We start from the raw sequence: 22,735 nt of genomic DNA on the forward strand, positions 1-22,735 counted from the left end.
CCTATGCGTATAAAGAATTCTGACGATGTTGCCGTCGTGCTCTTTTCCTGCAGATACTTGTAAATCGGCTGCAATTTATCCTACTAACCACTTGTAAAAAGTCCAACTGCCGTCTTTTTACTATGGACAGGTAACAAACCTTTATGAAAAGAGCCTTAATGTCAGATAGCTGCCGGCCTCCTCTTTCAGAACGGGCCTGGCTCTCAAATCACACTTCCATTGATTCTACATAAAAAGCTATCTTGATTCAAGTTATTTTGCACAAAAAAGAGAGGTCTAACCTCAGACCTCTCCAATAAAAACCTTTATCCTAAAGAAGGATATAACTCATATTTACCAGAAACTGCTTCCACGCGAGCTTTTGCTTCTTCCAGTTTCGCTTCATCTTCATGATTTTTCAGCGTGAAGGCGATGATGGACGCAATTTCATCCATATCTTCCAACGTGAATCCACGGCTAGTGACAGCCGCTGTTCCGATACGGATACCGCTTGTGACAAACGGGCTTTCCGGATCGAATGGGATGGTGTTTTTGTTTACCGTGATCCCTACCTCGTCCAACACTTTTTCAGCAATTTTCCCTGTGATGGATAAAGAACGTACATCCACTAGCAATAGGTGGTTGTCCGTTCCGTCAGAAACAAGGGAAATGCCTTCTCCTTTTAATGCTTCTGCCAAACGTTTGGCATTGTCGATGATTTTTTGTGCATAGTCCTTGAAGGATGGTTGCAACGCTTCGCCAAACGCAACCGCTTTAGCCGCGATGACATGCATTAGTGGGCCACCTTGAAGTCCAGGGAAAATAGACTTGTCAATTTTCTTCGCCCATTCTTCCTTACAAAGGATCATTCCGCCACGAGGTCCGCGCAACGTTTTATGCGTCGTTGTTGTTACAAAATCAGCGTAAGGTACCGGGTTAGGGTGCAGACCAGCTGCAACAAGTCCTGCGATATGCGCCATATCCACCATTAAGTATGCTCCCACTTCGTCCGCGATTTCACGGAATTTCGCGAAGTTGATTTGACGAGGGTATGCACTTGCACCGGCAACGATCAACTTTGGCTTGTGCAATCTTGCTTTTTCCGCTACATCTTCATAGTTAATAGTATGAGAGTCGTTGTCCACTCCATACTCCACAAAATTATATTGAATACCACTGAAGTTCACTGGGCTGCCGTGTGTTAAATGGCCACCATGTGAAAGGTTCATCCCAAGGACGGTGTCGCCCTGTTCAAGAATAGTAAAATAAACCGCCATGTTCGCTTGGGCGCCAGAGTGCGGCTGAACATTTGCATGCTCGGCTCCGAAAATTTCCTTCGCACGGTCGCGGGCAATGTTTTCTGCTACGTCCACGTGTTCACAACCACCATAATAACGACGGCCTGGATAACCTTCTGCATATTTATTTGTCAGTACAGATCCTTGAGCTTCCATAACTGCTTCGCTCACGAAGTTTTCAGAAGCAATCAACTCGATTTTCGAGCGTTGTCTTCCCAATTCATCCTGGATTGATTGAAACACTTGTTGATCCTGTTGCGCTAATTTCACTTTCGGAATCCCCCTTTAAGTATGAACATCAGATTTTGAAATGTCGGCTCTGGTAAACACCGCTGGTGATTTCCGCACCGGGCTTCGCTTTCCACGGGGCGCTTGCGGAGCCTCCCGTAGGAGTCTTCGCCCTATGCTCCAATCACCAGCTATTAGATTCTTTAAATTAATCAAACCGATTATCAGAGCTAACAAAAACAACTATATTCGGCTTTTCAACCTTTATCTCCTTCATTTTATCACGCAACCAAAAAGATAGAAACAGAAAAGGAAGATTGATAGCGCTTACCTTTAAAAACTTTCGTGAAAATAAAAAAAGAAAAAAAGGGGTCAGACCCCTAAAGGATTTTCGCCCTTCACGTCGAAGGGCGCCATCATTCTATTTTTTTGCTTCTTCAAGTGCAGCGGTTTGGTAGATTGCTCTTGCGCCGCCGATGAGTTTGGGGCGGGTGCGGGCGATGGTGATGTGGGCGTTTCCGACGGATTTGACGGAGCTGCGCACTGGGACTGCGACGTGCTTGATGTGCATGCCGATCAAGGTGTCCCCGATATCGATTCCTGCGTCGGCTTTGATGTGCTCCACCATGACCGCATTTTCAAGCTGATGGTAGGCATATGAGGCCATGGCACCGCCTGCATGACGGACCGGCACCACTGTCACCTCATCAAGCCCCCGTCTATCAGCTGTTTCCCGTTCCACCACTAACGATCGGTTCAAGTGCTCACAGCATTGGAATGCAAGCTCGACACCGGTCTGTTCGCGAAATTCATTTAGCACAGCAAAAAGAGTTTCCGCCACTCCTTCTGTTCCCGCTGTACCGATTCTTTCCCCGATCACTTCACTTGTACTGCATCCTACAACCAAGATCTGGCCCTTCTTTAGCTGAGCCTGTTCCTGCAGGTCTACCAACACCTGTTGCAACTGCTCTCTCCACTCGTTATTCATCATTCAATTACCCCTCTTTTCAAAAAACGCCCATGAACATTGAGTACAAAGCAACAACTCACATCCATAGGCATTTTGTATTTTTCTGCTAAATTAAGTCCATTAGCCTTCCAGCTGATGAATCTTATTCACACGATTCTCATGACGGCCGCCTTCAAATTCAGTGGTCAGCCAGATTTTTGCGATTTCACGTGCTAGTCCCGGTCCAATCACACGTTCTCCCATTGCCAACACATTGCTGTCATTGTGCTCACGCGTCGCTTTTGCGCTGAACATATCGTGCACGAGCGCACAACGGATACCCTTCACTTTATTGGCTGCAATGGACATCCCGATGCCTGTACCGCAAATAAGGATTCCGCGGTCGAACTCACCTTCCGCCACTTTCGTCGCCACCGGCTGTGCGTAGTCTGGGTAATCCACGGACGTTTCACATTCACATCCGAAATCTTCAAACTCTATATTTAACTCTTTTAATAAACTTTTGATTTCTTCCCGGATTTTCATTCCACCGTGGTCTGACGCGATTGCCACTCTCATGTTTTCATCCCCTGTCCGTTTGATGGTTATATGTACATCTTACCCCCCATCAGGGAAAAAATCCAATGTGTTGTTTATCATTTGGGTATTGTTTAACTCCACTGGGTTAGCTTTCAGCGGGGCGGTGCTTGGGATTAATTATTGGTGTTGGGGGCGCCGCTCTGCTTTATTGTTTATGGCTATCTCGTTCAAATGTCCGAAGTTTTCGGGTTCTTGTCCAAAGTTTTCCGAAAGTTGTCCGAAGAAATCCGAAACTTGTCCGAAGTTTTCAGATGATTGTCCGAACCAAAAAATTCATTGTCCGAACGCCAGTAAATGGTGTCCGAACCCCACTGGTAGTTTGTCCGAACATACCACTAATTGTACGGTTAAATGTCCGAAGTACGTAGAAAAGTGTCCGAACCTTATTTTCATAACAAAAAAACTGCATTTTTTATCGTAAACCTTTCTCTTATGGCTATCAAAACAACAAAAGCCCAGGCACCTTTATCAGCGACCGGACTTTCTTTTATTCAAAACTACACCCTGAACTTCGCGATCATCCGCTGCAGGTTGCTTGCTTGTCCTGCAAGTTCTTGGGAAATTTTCTCCACATCTGCTATCATGCTTGCCTGGTCATGGGTTGTCGCGGTGACTTCCTCTGCACCGGCGGAGGTTTCTTCAGCGATCGCTGCTACTTCTTGTGATTGGCGGGCGGTCGTTTGGATGCTGTCCATTTGGCGGTCCACAAGGTTTGCGATTTGCTTGACGGATGCTGCCACCTCCATCACGGAGTTGGTCATTTCGGCGATCACTTCGTTTGTGGCTGTTCCTTTTTCCGCTTCGACATTTGCGGCCTTTACTTGGCCCGTGATTTGGGTGACGACATTCTTCACTTCTTCTTGGATGTTTTTGATAAGTTCGGAAATGCCTTGTACTGCCTTGGCGCTCTCATCTGCAAGGGAGCGTACTTCCTCGGCAACTACGGCAAATCCACGGCCATGTTCACCGGCGCGAGCCGCTTCGATAGAGGCATTCAATGCCAAAAGATTCGTCTGACCCGCAATATCGCCGACCAACGAAATGATGTTTTCCACTTCTTTTGCATTTTTTTCAAGACGCTCCACCGTCTTTAAGGATGTCTGGTTTTCACTGGCCAACTTCTGGATGCCGGACACCAAGGAATGGATGACCTCTTTGCTTTCGTCGAGATCTTTTACCATTTCTTCTGAAAGTTGTTGGGAAGAGGTTGCTTTTTCATGGACCTCATCCGCGATCTTGATGACTTCTTCCACTGATTCTGCCGTGTCCTGGATGGCGGATGCAGAGCTTTCGGCACCCTTGGCAATCTCTTCAATGGTCAGTGAGATGCTTTCCGCCTGCTCGGAGGCCTGCATGGACACTTCACTGATTTCTTCCACCTTTTCATTCGTTTTCTCAAACGTCTGGTTGATGGTTTTTACCATGTCGCGCAAGTTATGTAGCATCAGGTTAAACGCAGTCCCAACTGCGCTGATTTCATCACGTGAGCTGGAAACCGGCACGTCTTCTGACAGATCTCCGTTTGCAGCTTTTTGTGCCACTGCCTCAAGCGACTGCAACGGTTTTGTGATATAGCCCGCTGCAAAGAACGCCAGAATCCCGGACCAGACAATCCCTAGTATCAAGGTCAACACAGTAAAGAGATTTGTATTCATGATCCCTTCCACATAATCGACTATAAAATAAATGAAAAATCCACTCACCGTATAGGTGATGACCGCTAAGATCGTGGTAAACAACACGAGCTTGTAGCGCAAACCAAACTTATACTTCCCTTTTTCCCCCATCGTAGTTCCTCCTTCACGCAGGAACGCTTTTCTCTTTTTACATCGCCCGCTGCATGAGTGCTATTTTATTTTTTTCAAAACCGAATCTATAACCTCTTGAAGCTCCTCGAATGTCTCGCGATATGTGGCCACAGAACCTCCGAATGGATCTGATATCTCCCCCGTCTGTTCTACAAACCCCTTTAGTGTATGCGTCTTTCCCACACTTTGCGGATAACTGTTTTCCAATAGCATTTTATGCTGGGATGTCATCGTGAAAATATAGTCCGCCCACTCGACAAGCTCATCGGTAACTTGGGAGGAACGATGCTCCACCGGCAGGGATTTTTCCTTTAACACTTCCCTGGCCTGGCTTGAGGCCTCACTCCCCGGCATGGCAAACACACCGGCCGATTTTACCTCAACACCCTCTATCTCACGCCCTGCCATAATAGCGGCAGCCATTGGACTTCGACACGTATTGCCTGTGCACACAAATAATATATTCATATCCTGACTCCTCCTTTTTCCTTATTATAGACAAAAAGAAAGAAGAAGAAATAGTCACAAAGACACTCTCCCTTCTTATGTCGGCATAATGCCTGAAACTTTTAAGCCTAAAACGAAAAAAAGACCTACAACAGGTCCTCTTACGTACCAAATAATAAAAACGGGAAAACAAGATATACAAGTGTCGTGGAAAACTTGAAAATATACACCGATTTCTGCTTCTTCAGCTGCATATCTTCCATTGCCAAGGCGAAACTGATCACAGCCAGCAACCAGAACACTATTTTGAATTGAATCATATTGAATTCCACCAAAAAGTTCACCGCCAACAGACCAAGGATCATAGCACTCCCTATTGCCTGTATGAAAAATACCGGCTTAATCCTCTTCGCATAAGCCTCTCTCCAATTGTTGACCAAGAGATCACCCGCTTTCTTTTTCTATACAGTATTTTCTACACGAAGGACAAATATTCCTCCTAGTAAAAAAGGCCCTGCGTCAGAATTTTTCAGATTCAGGTGAAAAACAACAGCTTTATCCCGAAGCCTAGTAGGATGCTCCCCCCAAGTGCCTCACTATAAGAACCAAGCCAGCCCTGCAGTTTCCTTCCAAAAATAAGGCCCATCCACGTCAATAGCATGCTTACCGCACCGAATAACAGAATCGTCAACATCGTCCTTGCTCCATATATCCCAAGGCTCAACCCGACGGAAAAGCTATCCAAGCTCACACTTAACGCAAAAATGAACAGGCCCGCACCAACCGGTGAAATCATCGGCCCCTCCTCATTTTTAAAAGAAGAAAACATCATTTGAAGCCCGAGCATCACGAGCAACAAACCTCCTATGAGCGTCGCAATCGAACCGAATTCCTCCGACAGCACCTTCCCGATCACCATCCCGCCAAGCGGCATCACAATATGAAAAATCCCAATCGTAACTCCTATGTAAAAGATCTGCCTCAGCCTCAGCTTGATCATGCCCATCCCAAGCCCAACCGAAAAAGCATCCATCCCAAGTGCTATTGCCATCAATAATAATGTCATGAATTCCCCAACCATGATCGTCATGCTCCGCCCCCCTGGACTTGTCTACTTCAAGATATGCACAAGCCATCGGGAATAGAATGGAATTGGTACAAGTTGGGGAAGGGAATGAAAAAAGGACCTCATGGTGGCGAGGTCCTTTTGATTATTCTTTTATAATCTTGTGTCCTGCTGCTTTTTCCAGCCTGTTCATGATCGCTACACCGACACCTTGTTTCGGAAATGTTTCGCTGAAAATAACATCCACCTCGGTGGCGTTGAACGCGCGAAGAGCATCGTAGAGCTGGGTCGCCACCGTAGCAAGGTCGGTTTGGGTCCCGCAGGCAATGGCCGTTATGCCGGTTATGTCCGTTTGGGAAATGGTTTCCTCTGTTGCTAAAAGACCAACCCTCCGTCCTTCCGATTGGGCAGTTTCTATTGTTGTATGAAGATGTTGATTGCTTCCCTCCACTAGATAGACAGGTGCCACTGGCGCATAGTGCGTGTACTTCATGCCAGGTGACTTCGGTTTATGCTGTTCTTCCTGGGTGAGAAGTGCCGGATCCACTTGGACCTCACCCACCACTTCCTCCAACTGTTCTTTTGTCACGCCGCCCGGACGTAATATGAGCGGAATTTCCGTCGTACAATCCACAACCGTGGATTCCAAACCCACTCCTGTTGCGCCACCATCCACAATTCCGGATATCTTGTGGATGAGATCCTCCTCCACATGTTTCGCGGTGGTAGGGCTTGGCTTACCGGACAAGTTGGCGCTCGGAGCAGCGAGCGGCAGGCCAGAAACCTCCATCAATGCAAGTGCCACCGGGTGATCCGGCATCCGGACAGCAAGTGTATCAAGGCCTGCCGTCACATATTGCGATACCCCTTCCTTCTTAGGGAGAACCAGCGTCAATGGCCCCGGCCAGAAAGCGTCAATCAATTTATGGGCAGTCTGCGTCAAGTTATCCACAAGTCCTGTGAGTTGCTCTCGGTTCGTTATATGCACAATCAACGGGTTGTCACTTGGACGCCCCTTTGCTTCAAAAATCTTTAGTACAGCCTGATCTGACAAGGCATTGGCACCAAGTCCATACACCGTCTCCGTCGGAAATGCCACCACTTCCCCCTGTTGTAAAAGGTCGGCAGCCTCCTTAATCTGTGGATAACTATGTTTAATTGGATTATCTTTATCCACAGCCCATAATTTTGTATTCATCACTAATCCCTCATTCTACAATCTATTAACATGTGAATATGTAAGGTTTTTCTCCTGAAAGTATAAAGAACTTCCACAAATAACACAAGCCTTATCCACAAACTGTGGATAAAGCCTGTCCATTCCGTGGATAACTTTGTGGATTTAAAGGATAAAAAGGGGGTCAAAAAGGGGGTCTGACCCGCTGTGCGTTAGTGCGTTAGCTCAATGAAAGGGGTCTGACCCGCTATGCGTTAATGCGTTAGCTCAGTGAAAGGGGTCTGACCCCTTTATAGTTCACATACCATCAAGGTGCAGTCCGCTTGTTGGGTGATTTCGCTGAAGAAGTCGGATGCGAGCATGGTTTGTGGTGCTGTGTGTATAGGTTGTGGATAGAAGTTGAGCAGTTCGAAAAATTGTATGAAGTTGTTTTTGTTGGTAACTAGGTAGAGCTGCTCAAGACCCTTTTTCCTAGCATGCTGTTGGGTGTGCTCGAACATCTGTAATAGCTGAAACTGTTTGACAGCCGGCCCGATGACGAGAGATCTCAACAACCCTGTATTTCCATACGTTTCTATTCCTATTGTTCCACAAATACCCTCATTCTCTTCTTCCAGAATAATAAAATCCCCTATTTTATCTTCCAAACCAACCACATGTATATTGGCTCTTCTTAAAAATACCTGTAATGCCCAAAGGTCGTCCTGTGTTGCAGACCGCAATATTTTCATTTTTCTTCACCTCAACTAGTAATTTTTCTATTACTACTCTATTGAGATGGGTGAAAAAGTAGAACCTTATCCAGCAATTTTATTCCATAGAGAAGATAGAAGTTCTACTAGAAAGAACTGTACCTCTACTTCTTCAGGTTCCTCGTCAACGACAAATTCTTGTGTTTTTTCTGTTGATGTATCGGCCTCTGCTGTTACAGACGCTACTTCAGCAGTCTCTTCTTCTTCAAATGGACTTGCAGTTGCTTCGCCGTTTGAAAAGTCCAAGAAGCATAATGGCGGGAATAGTACGCACCACCAGTTGGCTCCCGTACCTTTTCCAAGCGTAATCAGGATCGCCTCATAATCTCCAGCAGGATAGATGAATTTGCCGTACATTTTAGTTGGAAAGTCCACTCTGCCAAAATCAACGTCATAGTTCTGAACCATGCCCTCTTCCACCATAACTTCTTCCACGATTTGTTCAATCTCATCCATGTTGCCAGTGATCACTTCGCGCGCATTCTCCATCGAAGTCAACCCTTCCACCCAAACCGTGATCTCCTCGTTCACACGGTCACGGATCTTCCGCTTCAACTCCTGATCCTGCTCGTCATCACTATTGGCCAAGATACGAAGCCTGATCGCCTCATCCGGAATCACCATCGCACCATTCTTCACGTCCGCTCCAGCCGTCGCCTGCTCTCCCAAAAGCGAAAGATAAGCCCCCACAAAAAGTAATACTATATATAAAGTGATTTTATTTTTCTTCAACATATCCCCCAACTCCCCTCTAGCAAACAGTCTAGGCAAAAACCAAAAATCCTAAACTACTAAAATGCAAAAAGTTGAGAGATAAAACTAAAAAAAAAATTTAAAAAAGAAAAAAGGGGTCAGACCCTCAAAGGATTTTCCCCTTCCACGTCGAAACCCCAGCAACTGAATGGAGGTTTTGGTAGTTTGCTAGTTTGGAGGTTTTAAGGGTGGTGGGAGCGGGTATATGAATAGGACGTGTTACTTTAGATTTTTATATTTTAGGAAAGGAAGAATAGTTTTATGAGATCGTTTACTTGCAACATTGAAGCATTTCGCATTGGAGAAATGAAGGGTGCGTTCAATCACATCAGCATTCCCATCGTTTTCGAAATATTGGTAGGCGGCAGATGGATGACCGGCAAAGTCTTTTATCATCACTACCATCGCTCAATCTCTTATGATTCGAACCTATCCCAGTTGATAAATTTATGCACAGCGGAAAAAAAGGAAGAAATCCGCCAAGCTTTTGTGAAGTTCGTTGAAGAAAAAACAAATAGAGGCCTGACACTTGCCAGACCTCAGCAGGAAGACGGAGCTATGATGGAAGCATAAATCTGGGGCGTGAAAACCCAAACGCTTCCGCCGACCGATAAACAACCACACCTTGCCCAAACCAGCCGCAGCAAGGTGCAGCTCCCTTCTTCTATTTACTTGGACCCAATCAGACAACCTGTCTCCAATTAGCCTATCTCAGCAAATACCATCCGGTCTTTTCCGTTGATGTCGAGCACAACCTCCACCGTCGCATGAGGAAATGTCTTTTCCAGCAACGCTTTCACATCTTCACCTTGTCCCATGCCTACTTCAAACGCCACAATTGCCCGCTCTTTCAGCACTTTTGGAAGCTCGTCCATGAAACGCTCATAGAATTCCAAGCCTGACACACCGCCAACCAATGCGCGGTACGGTTCAAAATCCTTCACGACCGTCGATAATCCCTCATATTCCTTTTGCGGAATATACGGCGGATTGGAAACGACCACATCCACCTTGATATCTTGTTCGATGAATGGAAGAAGCAAGTCCCCTTGAAGAAACTCTACATCCGCCTCCAATGCTTCCGCATTATCCATTGCCACTTCCAGGGATTCACCGGCGATATCCGTTGCCTTCACCGAAAGACGGCTATTTTCCAGCGCCAATGTGATCGCAATGGCGCCACTGCCTGTCCCGACATCCACGACGCTCAATTTTTCACCAGCACCTTCAAAGCCAGCACCAAAATGTTTTTTCACCCGGTCCAACACGCCGACAACAAGCTCTTCTGTCTCCGGCCTTGGAATCAACACTTCTTCACTTACAAAAAAGCTTCGGCCGTAGAATTCCTCTTTTCCCATCAAGTACTGCACTGGAATTCCAGCTACATGTTTATGCACGTTGAAAATGAAAGAGCTTTGCATCTCCATCGGCATCATTTCTTGCATTCTACTAAAAAGCTGGGCACGATCCAGTTTCATATGGTGTCGCAACAATAATTCTCCCGCATTTTCGTCGCGATCGTTCTTTTTTAAAAAAGAAGAAGCCCAGTTCAGGGCTTCGTACACCTTCATGGCCTTCATCATTTCTCCATCTGTTCCATTCTTAGCGCTTGGTCTTCCATGATCAGTGCGTCAATGACTTCTTGAAGCTTTCCTTGGAGGATCTGATCAAGTTTTTGAATGGTCAGGCCGATACGGTGATCGGTTACACGATTTTGCGGGAAGTTGTACGTACGAATTCGCTCGGAGCGGTCACCGGTACCTACCGCCTGCTTACGGTTCGCATCATATTCAGCTTGTACTTCACGTTGGAACTTATCGTACACACGGGCACGAAGAACTTTCATCGCTTTTTCTTTATTTTTGATCTGTGATTTTTCGTCTTGACAGGAAACCACCGTGTTTGTCGGGATATGTGTCAGACGAACGGCAGACATCGTCGTATTAACGGATTGTCCCCCTGGCCCACTCGATGCGAATGTATCCACGCGGATATCCTTGTCATGGATTTCGATCTCGACTTCTTCCGCCTCAGGTAATACAGCAACCGTCGCAGTTGAAGTGTGAATTCGGCCGCCGGACTCCGTTTCCGGAACACGTTGCACACGGTGTGCGCCATTTTCAAATTTCAGCTTGGAGTATGCCCCTTTACCAGTGATCATGAAAATGATCTCCTTGTAGCCTCCGACACCAGTGGACGCCGCTTCCATCACTTCTGTTTTCCAGCCTTGGGCCTCGGCATATCGGCTGTACATGCGGTATAGATCGCCTGCAAACAGCGCCGCCTCATCTCCACCCGCTGCTCCGCGGATCTCCATGATTACGTTCTTGTCGTCGTTCGGATCTTTTGGCAAAAGAAGAATATGTAGGCGCTCTGCCAAGCTTTCCTGTTGCTCTTCAAGCTCAGAAATTTCCTCTTTCACCATCTCGCGCATATCGGCGTCCAATTTATCCTCAAGCATCGCTTTCGCATCGTCCAGCTGCTCCTTGACAGCTTTGTACTCACGGTACGCTTCCACTGTCTCCTGAATATCGGACTGCTCTTTAGAGTACTCGCGCAGCTTTTTCGTATCGCTGATGACTTCCGGATCACTCAATAGCTCCGTCAATTTCTCGTAACGCATCTCTACTGCCTGCAAACGATCAAACACGTGCATTCACCTCTATAATGTATACAGATAAACTCTGCAATTATTTTATATCTACAACATTCTAATTATAGTATAGGTTAGATGGCGCGTCAAAACCATCATTATATAGCAAGATGGAAATACGCTTAATTGCTGAATATCCTCTTTAGGGATGACTTATTTGATCGGCTCAAGTTCCACTTTATCTTCCTGAAAATTGATCCGGTAGACACCTGAAGTACTCTTCTCCGTTCTAAAGTCCTCCAGTAATATTTCTGATCGTTCATCTTTCCCTACCAACACAAAATACTCAGATGATTTTATTCTATTTATGAACGAAGTTTCCTCCTCGTCGGTTTCGATACTTCTGAGTACTGTAAATTTATGATTGGTTTGTTCAAAACGCAAGACATAGTCAAGGAAACCCCTGTCATCGAAGCTGTCGGGACTATAGTAAAAGACTTGTGGATTAGTTGGTGCATCCCTTAAAATTTGTTTATACTGATCCTTGATTCCCAGACGGATGGAATCGGAAGCGTCAGGCTTGTTTAAGACAATTGACTGCATACCCCCCCATTGCGGATACATAAATACCATTACAAGTACAATTACTGCTCCTATTCTACTAATGTTCTTGCGTTCTTTTATCCAAGTCAGCCATACTTGGGATAATGCAACCATCAAAATACCTATACAATATACCAGTATCGTCATCAAATACCGGTTGAAGCCGGCAAGTCTTACTGCTTCGTTTTCTGGCATTAAAAATAAGTACATCAAATACAAGGTGAATATATAAAATATATAGATGCTGTTTACAAAAAAAGTTATTGATATTAATCGACTGGCCAATTGTCTATGCACGATTGAATAGATTATGATTGTAGCCAACGCAAGACCATTCAAAATCAACATGTGTTTGATTCCGCTATTATTCCTATCGGTAGCAGCATTGATGATCATTGGCGCTAGATTTCCTTTGAACTCTTCCGTCTTATCGTTATTGAGTATTTTTCCCCTGTCGACGGTGAATTTATTGTAATGATTATTTTGATAAGCTATATCTACATATTGCCCCCACAAGAAATTCAAAGAAAGAGGCAAAAATGCCGCAAACACTAGCATCAATAGGGCTATACGAATGTTTTCTTTTTTAAGGATTTTACCTTTCAGATAATAAAAGTGTGCAAACCAAAAGATTATCACCAGATTGAACAGGAAGAAAACCTTTCCGCTGTCTTTAATGAGTAGAAGCATGATAAGGATTGGAGTATTGGCAAGTAACCCTTTTTTCCAATCTTTTCGGTAATAATATGCTATGACTGAAATTGCAAATGCCACCACACCAAGCAGGCCGTCCACTAAAAGTGTATAAATGTAGTTACCATTGATACTGAACAGAGTCAATGAGGCAGCTAAGGCAGTAATGATGACTCCCGGGCGATTCCAGCTGGAAAAAATAAAAAGGACTGTCAGACTGGCTACGATCAGAAAGCCTTGAGCCATGAAGGCGTAGCTCTCGGAGTAACCTGTTATCGACAATACATAATAAACAAATGTCGCGCTCCCCGGAGGGTAATTAGTAAAACTTATAATCGTACGGCCATCCGGTAACCCATTAACCTGAAACATTTCTTTAACGATCAGTCCCCAATGACTGAAATCATCGTAATGAGTATGTATAGTCCCTCTTAAGAATACTATCAATATCATTACTGCTAAAAAGAAAAAAATGGTTGAAGGGGCAACTCTCATTACCACTTTTCCCTTTTTGATTATGAACAAGTAAAAGTAATAAAGACATAGACCAATGCCACCAATAAAAAGAAGAAAGACCATGAATGGCATGACATTCAGCAAACCGGAAACAAACAAGATGGCCGTCATTCCGGAAAAAATAAACAATGGAATAACAGCCTGATGAAGTTTTAACTTATGGGCGGAGAGGATCCCCCACCCGATAAATGATAAAAACAAAACGGAAAAATAAAACATTGAAGTAACCAACATTAACCTGCACCTAATTCATATTTTCTCTTAAATACCCATTCTCTTTGGATAACATAACTGATTAAGAATAGAATACCATCAACGATGACTTTAATTCCAACTTCCCCAAATCCGATTGCCTCATATATTAAAAACACTCCACCGGCCGAGGCAAGCATTTGAGCAACTGCCAGAGCAAAATACTTTATAAGCGTATGGGAGCTTGTAGACTTGAATACCACTTTTCTATTAACAGTATAATTGAATAACGCTGAAAGAACACGCGCTATTACAGTTGCTATAATTATATATGACTCTATGAAAATACCATTTAATATCATGACAAAAAGAGCAAATAATGCGATGTCCAATATGAATGAAAGAGCCGACGAGAAAGCAAATTTCAAAAACACTGCATATATCCGGATGGAATCCTTTATAGGATTAAAGTGGGAAGATTCATTTTCTTCAATATAGATCGTTTGGATTTTAACTTCTTCTATCTCTACATTATTAGGTTTGCACTCCACTAACATATTCATTTCGAATTCATATCTTTGACCAGCAACAGAAAGCAGTTTCCTAACAAAATGAGATGGTATTCCCCGCAATCCTGTTTGGGTATCCGTGATTTTTATTCCACAAGCGAAACGCGCCACTCCTTTAGTTAACATATTCCCAAACCTGCTTCTGAACGGAATATCCTCGCCTGAAAAATCCCTTACGCCCAGCACGAGGCAATCTGGACATTCGCGAAGGCGCTGCGAGACTTTCTCCACATCCTCCACTGCATGTTGTCCATCAGCATCTACCGTAACCAACCCAAGGTTATCAGGGAACGTATCCAAAAAATATGAAAAAGCAGTTTTCAACGCCTGGCCTTTCCCATAATTCACATCATGTTCCAGTATAGTACACTGTTCTATCTTTTTAATTTGATTAAATATAGGTTCACACTCACTTTTACTTCCATCATTCACAATTAATATTTGCTGAAACCCTTTTTTTACGATTTTTTTCACTAGTTCCATTAGTTTATAATCCGGATTGTAGGCCGGTATTAAAACCGTAACTCGGTTATCACTTATCAAGGCAATTCCCTCCAATAATATTAACTTTTAACCATCCCTCAATATTTACCCTTTTCAAAAAACGGTAGCTTTTAAACTGATACCCAATTAAATTAGATTTTTTTTACATTTCCCTATTTTGACGAATAAGAAACGCAAAGAGTTTTAAAGGTTCCATTATTACTCAAGATATATCGCATATTGTTATAGGAGGAGGATGGGATTTAAGGAAATTAACTTTGACAGCCAAAAAGAAAAACCCGTCCCAAAAATTCAGAACGAGTCATGCTTATCTTTCTTTAATTGTCAGTTTGACGTGGTAGCGGGGTGTGACCTCAAGAAACTTTTCCTTGAGCTCTTTTTCCACACGTTTCTTTTCTTTTTTTGAGATGCCGCTTGGCGCAAAGGCGGTGACTCTTGCCGTGTCCCCGGTTATGTAGACGGAACCAGGTTTAAGGTCGCTGTTCATCTCAATCACTTCGGCAAATTTATTTTGATCGTCTCCATAGTCGATGCGATCTTCTGAAAGATCAAGGAAATTTGGATTTTGGTTGGTGTTGTAGTCTTCTGTGTCGAGGTCTCGTCTATAAAAGCCCTCTTGATTATCATTCCTCACACCAATCAACCGTTCTCCCGCGAAATCCTCCCTCGCGCCAAAGCGCCGATCTTCGCTGCATCCACTAATAAAAAAAGAGCATATCACCAGTAACAGGACTGCATGTTTCATGCAAACACCTCCTGTTTCTTAGGGTATCCTCTTCTTCTTATTTCTTACAGACTAAATTTAGGAAATATTATTGGTTGTTTTCGCAAACATGGTGCTTATTTATGTTAGTATCATCCGTTGACTACGTTACTGTCGTGCTCTTTTCCTGCTTGTATTAAATAGAACACTTGCATATTGGATGAACTAAAGCGGTAAAAAGTCCAAAACCCGACTTTTTACTTAATGATAGCTACAATATTTGAGAAAAGAGCTTAGTTATTTTTTCATTTCTTGCAGTACGGACACTTTGTGAGGAACTTCATGATGATGGCGACAGCGAGGTTCGTATGATTCCGAAGCGCCCACCAAAATGATTGGGTCATCGTAACAAGCCGGTTCACCATTGATCAAACGTTGTGTACGACTTGCAGGGGATCCACAGACGGCACAAACCGCTTGCAGCTTTGTGACGGATTCTGCTATTGCCAAAAGCTCCGGCATTTTTCCGAACGGCTCTCCACGGAAGTCCTGATCGAGTCCAGCAACAATGACACAGTAGCCTTTGTTGGCCAATTCCTGTACCACTTCCACAATTTGATCATCGAAAAATTGCACTTCATCAATGCCGACAACATCCGTATTCTCTTCTACCTGGTCCAAAATCGATTGCGATGTTGGTACCGGCATGGCAATGATGGAGGTTCCATTGTGGGAAACAACAGCCTCATCACTATAACGGTTATCGATGGCTGGCTTAAATACTTGAATTTCCTGCTTGGCAAATTGGGAACGTCTCATGCGGCGAATCAATTCTTCAGATTTACCCGAAAACATGCTGCCACAAATCGCTTCCACCCAACCGGAATGCTTCATTACATACATAAACGGCCTCTCCTTTTTGAAAATTTTACGTATAAAAAGTGCTTAGCGACCTGAACCTAAGCACTGAATTATGTAAAAATAGAAGTAAAAAAACAGGCAAGATATAGGATAACCTGCCTGTTTTACTTTATTACTTAAGGCCGTATTTTTTGTTGAAACGCTCAACACGTCCATCAGCAGCAGCATGCTTCTGACGTCCAGTGTAGAATGGGTGAGAATCAGAAGAGATCTCAACTTTGATTAGAGGGTAAGTAGTACCGTCTTCCCATTCAATAGTTTCGTTTGTTTTCATCGTAGAACCTGTGATGAATTTGAAACTAGTGTTGATGTCCATGAATACAACTTTACGGTAATCCGGGTGAATTCCAGCTTTCATTCTTGTCATCTCCTTTTCGCCCTGAGTCTTTCGAAACAGAGTTATCATTCAAATGATACCAACCACTTGGGTCGCCATCACTTATCTTAAAAACACACTGATGAAATTATATCAACTTATGACACGTTTTGCAAGATTACTTTTGGAGTTATATGCAAAGGTTTGGTAGCCAATGTTTTCCTTGTGGGGGCTGTTGATGGGCTGGGCTTGGGGAATGCTTCATTTTTTTTGGGGGAAAAGCATTAGTTTTTTGCTCGATTTTGAGGTGGTGGAACTGGGTTTGGACATTTACTTTTGGTCACACACTCCGCCCCTCCCCCACCTCAATACAAAACGCACCCAGCTGTAGCAGGGTGCGCATTAGTTTTATAATGTTAGCGTTTTGCCGTTCCAGCCTTTTGGTCCTCTTCCAGCATTTCGAAGAATTCCTGATTTGTCTTGGATTGGCGAAGTCTACGCAATAGTTTCTCTGCAAAATCCGGGGAGTCGGACATCGTTTTGCGGATGGCCCATAGCTTATCCAGATGATCTTTTGGAATAAGAAGCTCTTCTTTACGCGTACCGGAGCGACGGATGTCGATGGCCGGGAAGATACGGCGTTCAGCAAGCTGACGGTCAAGATGCAGCTCCATGTTACCTGTACCTTTGAATTCCTCATAAATGACATCATCCATCCGGGAACCTGTGTCCACAAGTGCGGTCGCAAGGATTGTCAAGCTTCCACCCTCTTCAATATTACGTGCAGCACCGAAGAAACGCTTTGGACGGTGGAATGCTGCTGGGTCGATACCACCGGAAAGTGTGCGTCCACTTGGCGGGATGACCAGGTTGTAAGCGCGTGCCAAGCGTGTGATGCTGTCCATCAGGATAATAACGTCACGCTTGTGCTCTACAAGGCGAAGGGCACGCTCCAATACTAGCTCAGCCACTTTGATATGGTTTTCAGGCACTTCATCAAAAGTGGAGCTTACCACGTCTCCAGCAACGGAACGTTCGATGTCTGTTACTTCCTCAGGGCGTTCATCAATCAAAAGGACAATCAGTTCCGCTTCCGGATGATTTGTCGTGATGCTGTTCGCAATTTCCTTGATCAGCATCGTTTTACCAGCTTTAGGAGGGGCAACGATCAGTCCACGCTGACCGAAACCTACCGGTGCGATCAAGTCCATGATACGTGTGGAAAGGCCTTTAGGCTTTGTTTCCAACACAATTTGGCGATCCGGATATAAAGGCGTCAAAGCTGGGAAATGCACACGTTCTTTTGCAGATTCTGGATCGTCTCCGTTCACCGCTTCTACATGTAAAAGTCCATAATAACGCTCATTCTCTTTTGGAGGACGAACCTTTCCAGACACCTTGTCCCCATTTCGAAGGTCAAAACGGCGGATTTGTGATGCGGAAATATAGATGTCTTCTGAGCTTGGAGAATAGTTGATTGGACGTAGGAAACCGAAGCCTTCCGATTGGATGACTTCCAAAACCCCTTCCATGAATAACAGGCCGTCTTTTTCAGCCTGAGCTTTTAAAATAGCAAAAATAAGTTCTTTTTTCGTCAGTTTACTGTAGTAGGAAACCTTGTGCTGACGGGCAAACTCGTATAATTCTTTCAGTTTTAAATTTTCTAAGTGAGAAATAGTTAAATCCATAAAAAGAAAACACCACTCTATTCGTTTAATTGTTGTAACAGTCGTATGAATTGTAAGTCTTCCAACACTGATTCAAGCTGAATTTAAGTTCGAAGGATGGGAAATACGGCGAGTCTCTTCACTTTGTTTGGATAAATGAATTGGATGCAAGTGAGGACTGATTCCCTCGTGTTTGTGGGATAAACTCTCCTTATGAAGAAAATGTAGAAGAATCGCTAGGAAGATATAAGGTAGATTTTGCATAAATACTCGTAGTATTGTTTATTTTACCCACAAATTGCCCTTTTAAGCAACTATTTTCTGTAGACAAGCTTTGATTGTTCCGTTTATTTTCTGGGGAATATTCTTGTATTTCCTCTAAATCTGTCGATAATGGTAGGTCATCTAGTACACTATTCGAGGAGTGGGTAGTTTTTTTGACGTATTTATATTGGAAAACCGTAAATGGGAGGTTCCATTTACGGTTTTGTGAGTATATTCATCGACACCTGTTGATTACCTAATTACAATTAAGGCTTGAATACCAAGTTAGGTTTTTTCTTGATGTTATGCTGGCCGTCGATGAAGCGGACGGTTCCTGATTTTGCACGCATGACAACGGAGTGGGTAGTTGCATTTGTCCCTTTGAACTGGACTCCGCGAAGGAGTTCACCATCAGTTACGCCTGTTGCAGCGAAAATCGCGTCATCTCCACGCACAAGGTCTTCCATTCTTAGGACGGCATCGATGTCTTCAATTCCCATCTTGCGGCAACGGATTAATTCTTCTTCATTTTGTGGTAGTAATTTTCCTTGGATTTCTCCCCCAAGACATTTCAATGCAACGGCAGCAATCACGCCTTCCGGTGCGCCACCTGAACCGAACAGGATATCTACGCCTGTATGATCGAACGCTGTGTTGATGGCTGCAGCAACATCTCCATCATCAATCAGCTTGATGCGAGCGCCTGCTTCACGAAGTTCTGCGATGATCTTTTCGTGGCGAGGTCTGTTCAATATGACGGCCACTACGTCTTCGATATCCTTGTTTTTCGCTTCCGCGACCGCTCTCAGGTTATCTGTGACGGAAGCGTTGATATCAATTTTCCCGACCGCAGCAGGACCTACGGCTATTTTATCCATGTACATATCCGGGGCGTGAAGAAGATTTCCGTGATCGGCTATCGCAAGTACCGCCAGTGCATTCCAGCCTCCTGATGCTACGATGCTAGTCCCTTCCAGCGGGTCAACCGCAACGTCGACGCGTGGTCCATAGCCGGTACCAAGCTTTTCGCCGATATAGAGCATAGGTGCTTCGTCCATTTCCCCTTCACCAATCACGACCGTCCCTTTCATCGGCACCGTGTCAAATACGTCACGCATGGCGGAAGTAGCCGCACCGTCCGCGCTTTCTTTGTCTCCCCGTCCCATCCAGCGTGCAGATGATAAAGCTGCCGCTTCTGTCACTCGAATCAATTCCATGGATAAACTTCTTTCCATTTGTCCCACTCCCTTTGTGTTCTATGAATCTAGTTATTTTATGTTAGGCCTGGAGGTTGTCTGTGCAACCAAAGGCATTGTGCTATACTTTTCGTTAATAGTATATCACAATTGTCGAGATTTGAAAGTGGAATTATGAAAAAACCAAATATGATACTTCCGGACAACTCTTGTTCCCTACCGTTCCGGGTGTACGCTTTCTGCAGGGTGGCGGTGCTTGAGCCTTCTCACAACGCATCAGGGGGCTCAACCTACCGCCGAAGTCTCTCACCTTGCACTCAGTCCACAGGTGGCAACGCAAAAAAAGAAGGAACCCACTCGGATTCCCTCTTTCTTATAAAATTATGAATTCTGCATTTGCTCGATTTCTTCTTCTGTCAGCTTTTCGCGCCAGATGGTTGCACCTAGTCCTTCAAGCTTTTCTTCGAGGTGGCTGTAGCCACGGTCGATATGCTCAAGGCCAGTCACTTCTGTCAGTCCGTCAGCCAAGAGGCCTGCAATGACAAGTGCTGCTCCTGCACGGAGGTCGCTTGCCTTTACTTTGGCGCCTTGCAGTTGGACAGGGCCGTTGATGATGGCAGAGCGGCCTTCCACTTTGATCTGGCCGTTCATGCGACGCAGTTCATCCACGTGCTTGAAACGGGCCGAATAGATCGTGTCGGTCACGATGCTTGTTCCTTCTGCTTTTGTCAGCAGGGTTGTCATCGGCTGCTGGAGGTCGGTCGGGAAACCCGGATGGACGAGCGTTTTCACGTCGACCGCCTTCAGTTTTTCGCCAGGAACGACAAGTACCTGATCCTGGTCGTTGTTGATATCGATGCGCACGCCCATTTCACGAAGCTTGGCAATAAGTGGCTCCAAGTGAGTTGGGATGACATTATCGATGATCATTTCGCCACCAGTTGCAGCAGCCATGATCATGTATGTACCAGCTTCGATACGGTCAGGGATGATCGTGTGTTTGCAACCATGAAGGTTTTCGACACCATCGATACGGATGACATCTGTTCCGGCACCTTTGATTTTTGCTCCCATGCTGCTTAGAAGGGTTGCCACATCAATGATTTCGGGTTCTTTTGCAGCATTTTCAATGATGGTTCTGCCTTTTGCCTTTACTGCTGCCAGCATGATGTTGATCGTTGCGCCTACACTTACCACGTCAAGGTAAATGCGTGCCCCTCTCAACTCTTTAGCGCGAAGGTAGATGGCGCCTTGTTCGTTTGTAACTTCTGCTCCAAGTGCTTCGAAGCCTTTGATATGCTGATCAATCGGTCTTGGGCCTAAATGACAACCACCAGGCAGGCCGACTACCGCTTTTTTGAAGCGGCCAAGCATCGCTCCCATCAAATAATAGGAAGCACGAAGTTTTTTCACTTTTCCGCTTGGTAGAGGCATCGCAATCATTTTGGATGGGTCGACTGTAAGGTCTTCCCCTTCCAATGATACGCTTCCGCCGATTTCCTCAAGTAGGCTGCTTAAAATTTCTACATCCGATATTTGCGGTAACCCTTCGATCGTTACGGGTGAGTCCGCTAGAATGGTTGCAGGGATCAATGCCACTGCACTATTTTTCGCTCCACTAACGCGTACGGTTCCATTTAACTTATTACCACCAAGAATCTTTAACTTTTCCATATAGTTCTCCCTTCAAGGCGAGGTTGGTTTCCAAAAGTGCTATTGTCTATTATACACAATTATTACCAATCGTAAAATTTTACGTTACCTATTAGTTTACACGAAATATTTATTTTCATATATGAAAAAGCATGATTCTTTATCAAATCGTAATATTTGATACCATACGCCTATATTCGACACATCTTTTTTGTCGAAATTTATTTTAATCGATAAAAAAATACCCCCGCATCCTGTGCAGGGGCAAACAAACTTTAATAAAATTGGATGTGTTAAACGTCACTGTTGATTTCCGCAATAGGCTTCGCTTTCCGCGGGGCGACCTTGAGCCTCCTCGCAACACTTGAGGGGTCTCAAGATTGTCGCTACTCTCCCGCTGGAGTCTACGCCTTTTGCTCCAATCGCCAGCTAGAAACAGGTCATAATCAACAACTAACTTTAACAAAGCCATAAAATTTATTGCTGGCGGTTATTCCAATCAGCCAAGAACTTCTCGATGCCCTGGTCTGTTAACGGGTGTCCGAAGAGCTGCATCAGCACTTTGTAAGGAACGGTCGCGATGTGCGCACCTTTTAGGGCAGCCTCCGTAATGTGCATCGGGTGACGGATGGATGCTGCGATGATTTCCGTTGGGATATCGTGGACCGCGAAAATATCAGCAATGGTGGAAACAAGGTCCATTCCATTTTGTCCAATGTCATCAAGGCGTCCAAGGAACGGAGAAACATAAGTAGCTCCCGCTCTCGCTGCCATCAATGCTTGATTTGCGTTGAAAATGAGGGTGACATTGGTTTTGATGTTCAGGTCGCTGAATGCTTTTACCGCTTTCAATCCATCTGGAGTCATCGGCACTTTCACCGTGATGTTCGGCGCGATTGCCGCAAGTGCTTTCCCCTCTTCGATCATGCCTTCTGCATCAAGGGCAATGACTTCCGCACTGACAGATCCTTCTACAAAAGCAGTGATTTCGCGTAGACGGTCTTCGAATGAAATGTTTTCTTTTGCCACAAGACTAGGATTTGTCGTTACTCCCGCAAGTAGCCCCAGTGCGTGCGCTTCTTTAATTTCTTCCAGGTTCGCTGTGTCGATAAAAAATTTCATGTTTGTCTCTCCCTTTTGCCTTTATTGTTTACGCTTTCATTGAAAATAGAACAAAACCGCCTGGTGTGGCGGTTCTGTGATGGTTGCCTTGTTGTTGGTTGAATTATTTTGTTGGTTGAAACATAAATGTATCTGTTGTTACTCCTGTTGATTTCCGTTCCAGGTG

At 44.7% G+C, this 22,735-nt stretch carries 22 protein-coding genes; 1 reads left to right on the forward strand and 21 read right to left on the reverse strand.

What is annotated here, in order from left to right; all coding sequences use genetic code 11:
• Nucleotides 1-305: 305 nt before the first annotated feature.
• The 10 genes from glyA to spoIIR all read right to left on the reverse strand — a co-directional run bounded on the left by glyA (nucleotide 306) and on the right by spoIIR (nucleotide 9,039).
• Nucleotides 306-1,547: a serine hydroxymethyltransferase gene (gene glyA / locus MKY77_RS23775; protein ID WP_339148065.1), complete on the reverse strand. Its 1,242-nt coding sequence runs from the start codon at nucleotides 1,545-1,547 to the stop codon at nucleotides 306-308.
• Between the two features lie 379 nt (nucleotides 1,548-1,926).
• Entirely contained in the window at nucleotides 1,927-2,496 is a 570-nt protein-coding gene (locus tag MKY77_RS23780; protein WP_339148066.1) for a TIGR01440 family protein, read from the reverse strand.
• Nucleotides 2,497-2,595: 99 nt separating this feature from the next.
• On the reverse strand, nucleotides 2,596-3,033 hold the full coding sequence (rpiB, locus tag MKY77_RS23785) for a ribose 5-phosphate isomerase B (protein WP_339148067.1): 438 nt from the start codon (nucleotides 3,031-3,033) through the stop codon (nucleotides 2,596-2,598).
• Nucleotides 3,034-3,551: 518 nt separating this feature from the next.
• A complete protein-coding gene (locus MKY77_RS23790; protein ID WP_339148068.1) occupies nucleotides 3,552-4,841 on the reverse strand; it encodes a methyl-accepting chemotaxis protein in 1,290 nt (429 codons plus the stop codon).
• 60 nt (nucleotides 4,842-4,901) lie between these two features.
• Nucleotides 4,902-5,330: a low molecular weight protein arginine phosphatase gene (locus MKY77_RS23795; protein WP_339148069.1), complete on the reverse strand. Its 429-nt coding sequence runs from the start codon at nucleotides 5,328-5,330 to the stop codon at nucleotides 4,902-4,904.
• Nucleotides 5,331-5,470: 140 nt separating this feature from the next.
• The gene (locus MKY77_RS23800) at nucleotides 5,471-5,749 is read right to left on the reverse strand and encodes a hypothetical protein (protein WP_339148070.1); all 279 of its coding nucleotides are present in this window, start codon (nucleotides 5,747-5,749) and stop codon (nucleotides 5,471-5,473) included.
• 95 nt (nucleotides 5,750-5,844) lie between these two features.
• Nucleotides 5,845-6,399, reverse strand: coding sequence for a manganese efflux pump MntP family protein (locus MKY77_RS23805; protein ID WP_339148071.1), 555 nt, complete (start codon nucleotides 6,397-6,399; stop codon nucleotides 5,845-5,847).
• A 121-nt stretch (nucleotides 6,400-6,520) separates the two neighbouring features.
• Nucleotides 6,521-7,573, reverse strand: coding sequence for an L-threonylcarbamoyladenylate synthase (locus MKY77_RS23810; protein WP_339148072.1), 1,053 nt, complete (start codon nucleotides 7,571-7,573; stop codon nucleotides 6,521-6,523).
• A 269-nt stretch (nucleotides 7,574-7,842) separates the two neighbouring features.
• Nucleotides 7,843-8,283 (reverse strand): hypothetical protein, encoded by a 441-nt coding sequence (locus MKY77_RS23815; RefSeq protein ID WP_339148073.1) that lies wholly within the window; start codon nucleotides 8,281-8,283, stop codon nucleotides 7,843-7,845.
• Nucleotides 8,284-8,349: 66 nt separating this feature from the next.
• Complete coding sequence (gene spoIIR / locus MKY77_RS23820; protein WP_339148074.1) at nucleotides 8,350-9,039, reverse strand: stage II sporulation protein R; 690 nt, start codon at nucleotides 9,037-9,039, stop codon at nucleotides 8,350-8,352.
• Nucleotides 9,040-9,318: 279 nt separating this feature from the next.
• Here spoIIR and MKY77_RS23825 point away from each other — a divergent pair, with 279 nt between their 5' ends.
• On the forward strand, nucleotides 9,319-9,630 hold the full coding sequence (locus tag MKY77_RS23825; protein WP_339148075.1) for a hypothetical protein: 312 nt from the start codon (nucleotides 9,319-9,321) through the stop codon (nucleotides 9,628-9,630).
• Nucleotides 9,631-9,758: 128 nt separating this feature from the next.
• On the opposite strand, the gene prmC is transcribed toward MKY77_RS23825, so the two are convergent.
• The 11 genes from prmC to fsa form a co-directional block, all read right to left on the reverse strand.
• On the reverse strand, nucleotides 9,759-10,628 hold the full coding sequence (gene prmC, locus MKY77_RS23830) for a peptide chain release factor N(5)-glutamine methyltransferase (RefSeq protein ID WP_339149901.1): 870 nt from the start codon (nucleotides 10,626-10,628) through the stop codon (nucleotides 9,759-9,761).
• Between the two features lie 8 nt (nucleotides 10,629-10,636).
• Nucleotides 10,637-11,713 carry a peptide chain release factor 1 gene (gene prfA, locus MKY77_RS23835; protein WP_082380790.1) on the reverse strand — a complete coding sequence of 359 codons (1,077 nt, stop codon included), beginning with the start codon at nucleotides 11,711-11,713 and terminating at the stop codon, nucleotides 10,637-10,639.
• 150 nt (nucleotides 11,714-11,863) lie between these two features.
• On the reverse strand, nucleotides 11,864-13,696 hold the full coding sequence (locus MKY77_RS23840; RefSeq protein WP_339148076.1) for a hypothetical protein: 1,833 nt from the start codon (nucleotides 13,694-13,696) through the stop codon (nucleotides 11,864-11,866).
• Nucleotides 13,696-14,766 (reverse strand): bifunctional glycosyltransferase family 2/GtrA family protein, encoded by a 1,071-nt coding sequence (locus MKY77_RS23845; RefSeq protein WP_339148077.1) that lies wholly within the window; start codon nucleotides 14,764-14,766, stop codon nucleotides 13,696-13,698. The genes MKY77_RS23840 and MKY77_RS23845 overlap by 1 nt, the downstream gene beginning before the upstream one ends.
• 268 nt (nucleotides 14,767-15,034) lie before the next feature.
• A complete protein-coding gene (locus MKY77_RS23850; protein ID WP_339148078.1) occupies nucleotides 15,035-15,472 on the reverse strand; it encodes a hypothetical protein in 438 nt (145 codons plus the stop codon).
• A gap of 255 nt (nucleotides 15,473-15,727) precedes the next feature.
• Complete coding sequence (locus MKY77_RS23855) at nucleotides 15,728-16,333, reverse strand: thymidine kinase (RefSeq protein ID WP_339148079.1); 606 nt, start codon at nucleotides 16,331-16,333, stop codon at nucleotides 15,728-15,730.
• Between the two features lie 130 nt (nucleotides 16,334-16,463).
• Nucleotides 16,464-16,709 carry a type B 50S ribosomal protein L31 gene (locus MKY77_RS23860; RefSeq protein WP_010200435.1) on the reverse strand — a complete coding sequence of 82 codons (246 nt, stop codon included), beginning with the start codon at nucleotides 16,707-16,709 and terminating at the stop codon, nucleotides 16,464-16,466.
• Nucleotides 16,710-17,083: 374 nt separating this feature from the next.
• Entirely contained in the window at nucleotides 17,084-18,355 is a 1,272-nt protein-coding gene (rho, locus tag MKY77_RS23865) for a transcription termination factor Rho (protein ID WP_237662774.1), read from the reverse strand.
• Nucleotides 18,356-18,864: 509 nt separating this feature from the next.
• Nucleotides 18,865-19,833, reverse strand: a complete 969-nt coding sequence (gene glpX, locus MKY77_RS23870; RefSeq protein ID WP_063559259.1) for a class II fructose-bisphosphatase — start codon at nucleotides 19,831-19,833, stop codon at nucleotides 18,865-18,867.
• Nucleotides 19,834-20,175: 342 nt separating this feature from the next.
• A complete protein-coding gene (locus MKY77_RS23875) occupies nucleotides 20,176-21,468 on the reverse strand; it encodes a UDP-N-acetylglucosamine 1-carboxyvinyltransferase (protein WP_339148080.1) in 1,293 nt (430 codons plus the stop codon).
• Nucleotides 21,469-21,924: 456 nt separating this feature from the next.
• Complete coding sequence (gene fsa, locus MKY77_RS23880) at nucleotides 21,925-22,569, reverse strand: fructose-6-phosphate aldolase (RefSeq protein ID WP_339148081.1); 645 nt, start codon at nucleotides 22,567-22,569, stop codon at nucleotides 21,925-21,927.
• Nucleotides 22,570-22,735: the final 166 nt, after the last annotated feature.

This window comes from Sutcliffiella sp. FSL R7-0096 (assembly GCF_038595065.1).
GTDB lineage: Bacteria > Bacillota > Bacilli > Bacillales > Bacillaceae_I > Sutcliffiella_A.

What these genes read in the sequence shown, in the direction of transcription:
- MKY77_RS23875 (WP_339148080.1), bottom strand. Translation starts at nt 21,468, where the DNA reads ATGGAAAAGTTAAAGATTCTTGGTGGTAATAAGTTAAATGGAACCGTA.
- MKY77_RS23790 (WP_339148068.1), bottom strand. Translation starts at nt 4,841, where the DNA reads ATGGGGGAAAAAGGGAAGTATAAGTTTGGTTTGCGCTACAAGCTCGTG.
- rho (WP_237662774.1), bottom strand. Translation starts at nt 18,355, where the DNA reads ATGGATTTAACTATTTCTCACTTAGAAAATTTAAAACTGAAAGAATTA.
- MKY77_RS23825 (WP_339148075.1), top strand. Translation starts at nt 9,319, where the DNA reads ATGAGATCGTTTACTTGCAACATTGAAGCATTTCGCATTGGAGAAATG.
- MKY77_RS23795 (WP_339148069.1), bottom strand. Translation starts at nt 5,330, where the DNA reads ATGAATATATTATTTGTGTGCACAGGCAATACGTGTCGAAGTCCAATG.
- MKY77_RS23815 (WP_339148073.1), bottom strand. Translation starts at nt 8,283, where the DNA reads ATGAAAATATTGCGGTCTGCAACACAGGACGACCTTTGGGCATTACAG.
- spoIIR (WP_339148074.1), bottom strand. Translation starts at nt 9,039, where the DNA reads ATGTTGAAGAAAAATAAAATCACTTTATATATAGTATTACTTTTTGTG.
- MKY77_RS23855 (WP_339148079.1), bottom strand. Translation starts at nt 16,333, where the DNA reads ATGTATGTAATGAAGCATTCCGGTTGGGTGGAAGCGATTTGTGGCAGC.
- MKY77_RS23810 (WP_339148072.1), bottom strand. Translation starts at nt 7,573, where the DNA reads ATGAATACAAAATTATGGGCTGTGGATAAAGATAATCCAATTAAACAT.
- MKY77_RS23860 (WP_010200435.1), bottom strand. Translation starts at nt 16,709, where the DNA reads ATGAAAGCTGGAATTCACCCGGATTACCGTAAAGTTGTATTCATGGAC.
- glpX (WP_063559259.1), bottom strand. Translation starts at nt 19,833, where the DNA reads ATGGAAAGAAGTTTATCCATGGAATTGATTCGAGTGACAGAAGCGGCA.
- prfA (WP_082380790.1), bottom strand. Translation starts at nt 11,713, where the DNA reads ATGCACGTGTTTGATCGTTTGCAGGCAGTAGAGATGCGTTACGAGAAA.
- fsa (WP_339148081.1), bottom strand. Translation starts at nt 22,569, where the DNA reads ATGAAATTTTTTATCGACACAGCGAACCTGGAAGAAATTAAAGAAGCG.
- rpiB (WP_339148067.1), bottom strand. Translation starts at nt 3,033, where the DNA reads ATGAGAGTGGCAATCGCGTCAGACCACGGTGGAATGAAAATCCGGGAA.
- MKY77_RS23850 (WP_339148078.1), bottom strand. Translation starts at nt 15,472, where the DNA reads ATGAAACATGCAGTCCTGTTACTGGTGATATGCTCTTTTTTTATTAGT.
- MKY77_RS23780 (WP_339148066.1), bottom strand. Translation starts at nt 2,496, where the DNA reads ATGATGAATAACGAGTGGAGAGAGCAGTTGCAACAGGTGTTGGTAGAC.
- prmC (WP_339149901.1), bottom strand. Translation starts at nt 10,628, where the DNA reads ATGAAGGTGTACGAAGCCCTGAACTGGGCTTCTTCTTTTTTAAAAAAG.
- MKY77_RS23840 (WP_339148076.1), bottom strand. Translation starts at nt 13,696, where the DNA reads ATGTTGGTTACTTCAATGTTTTATTTTTCCGTTTTGTTTTTATCATTT.
- MKY77_RS23805 (WP_339148071.1), bottom strand. Translation starts at nt 6,399, where the DNA reads ATGACGATCATGGTTGGGGAATTCATGACATTATTATTGATGGCAATA.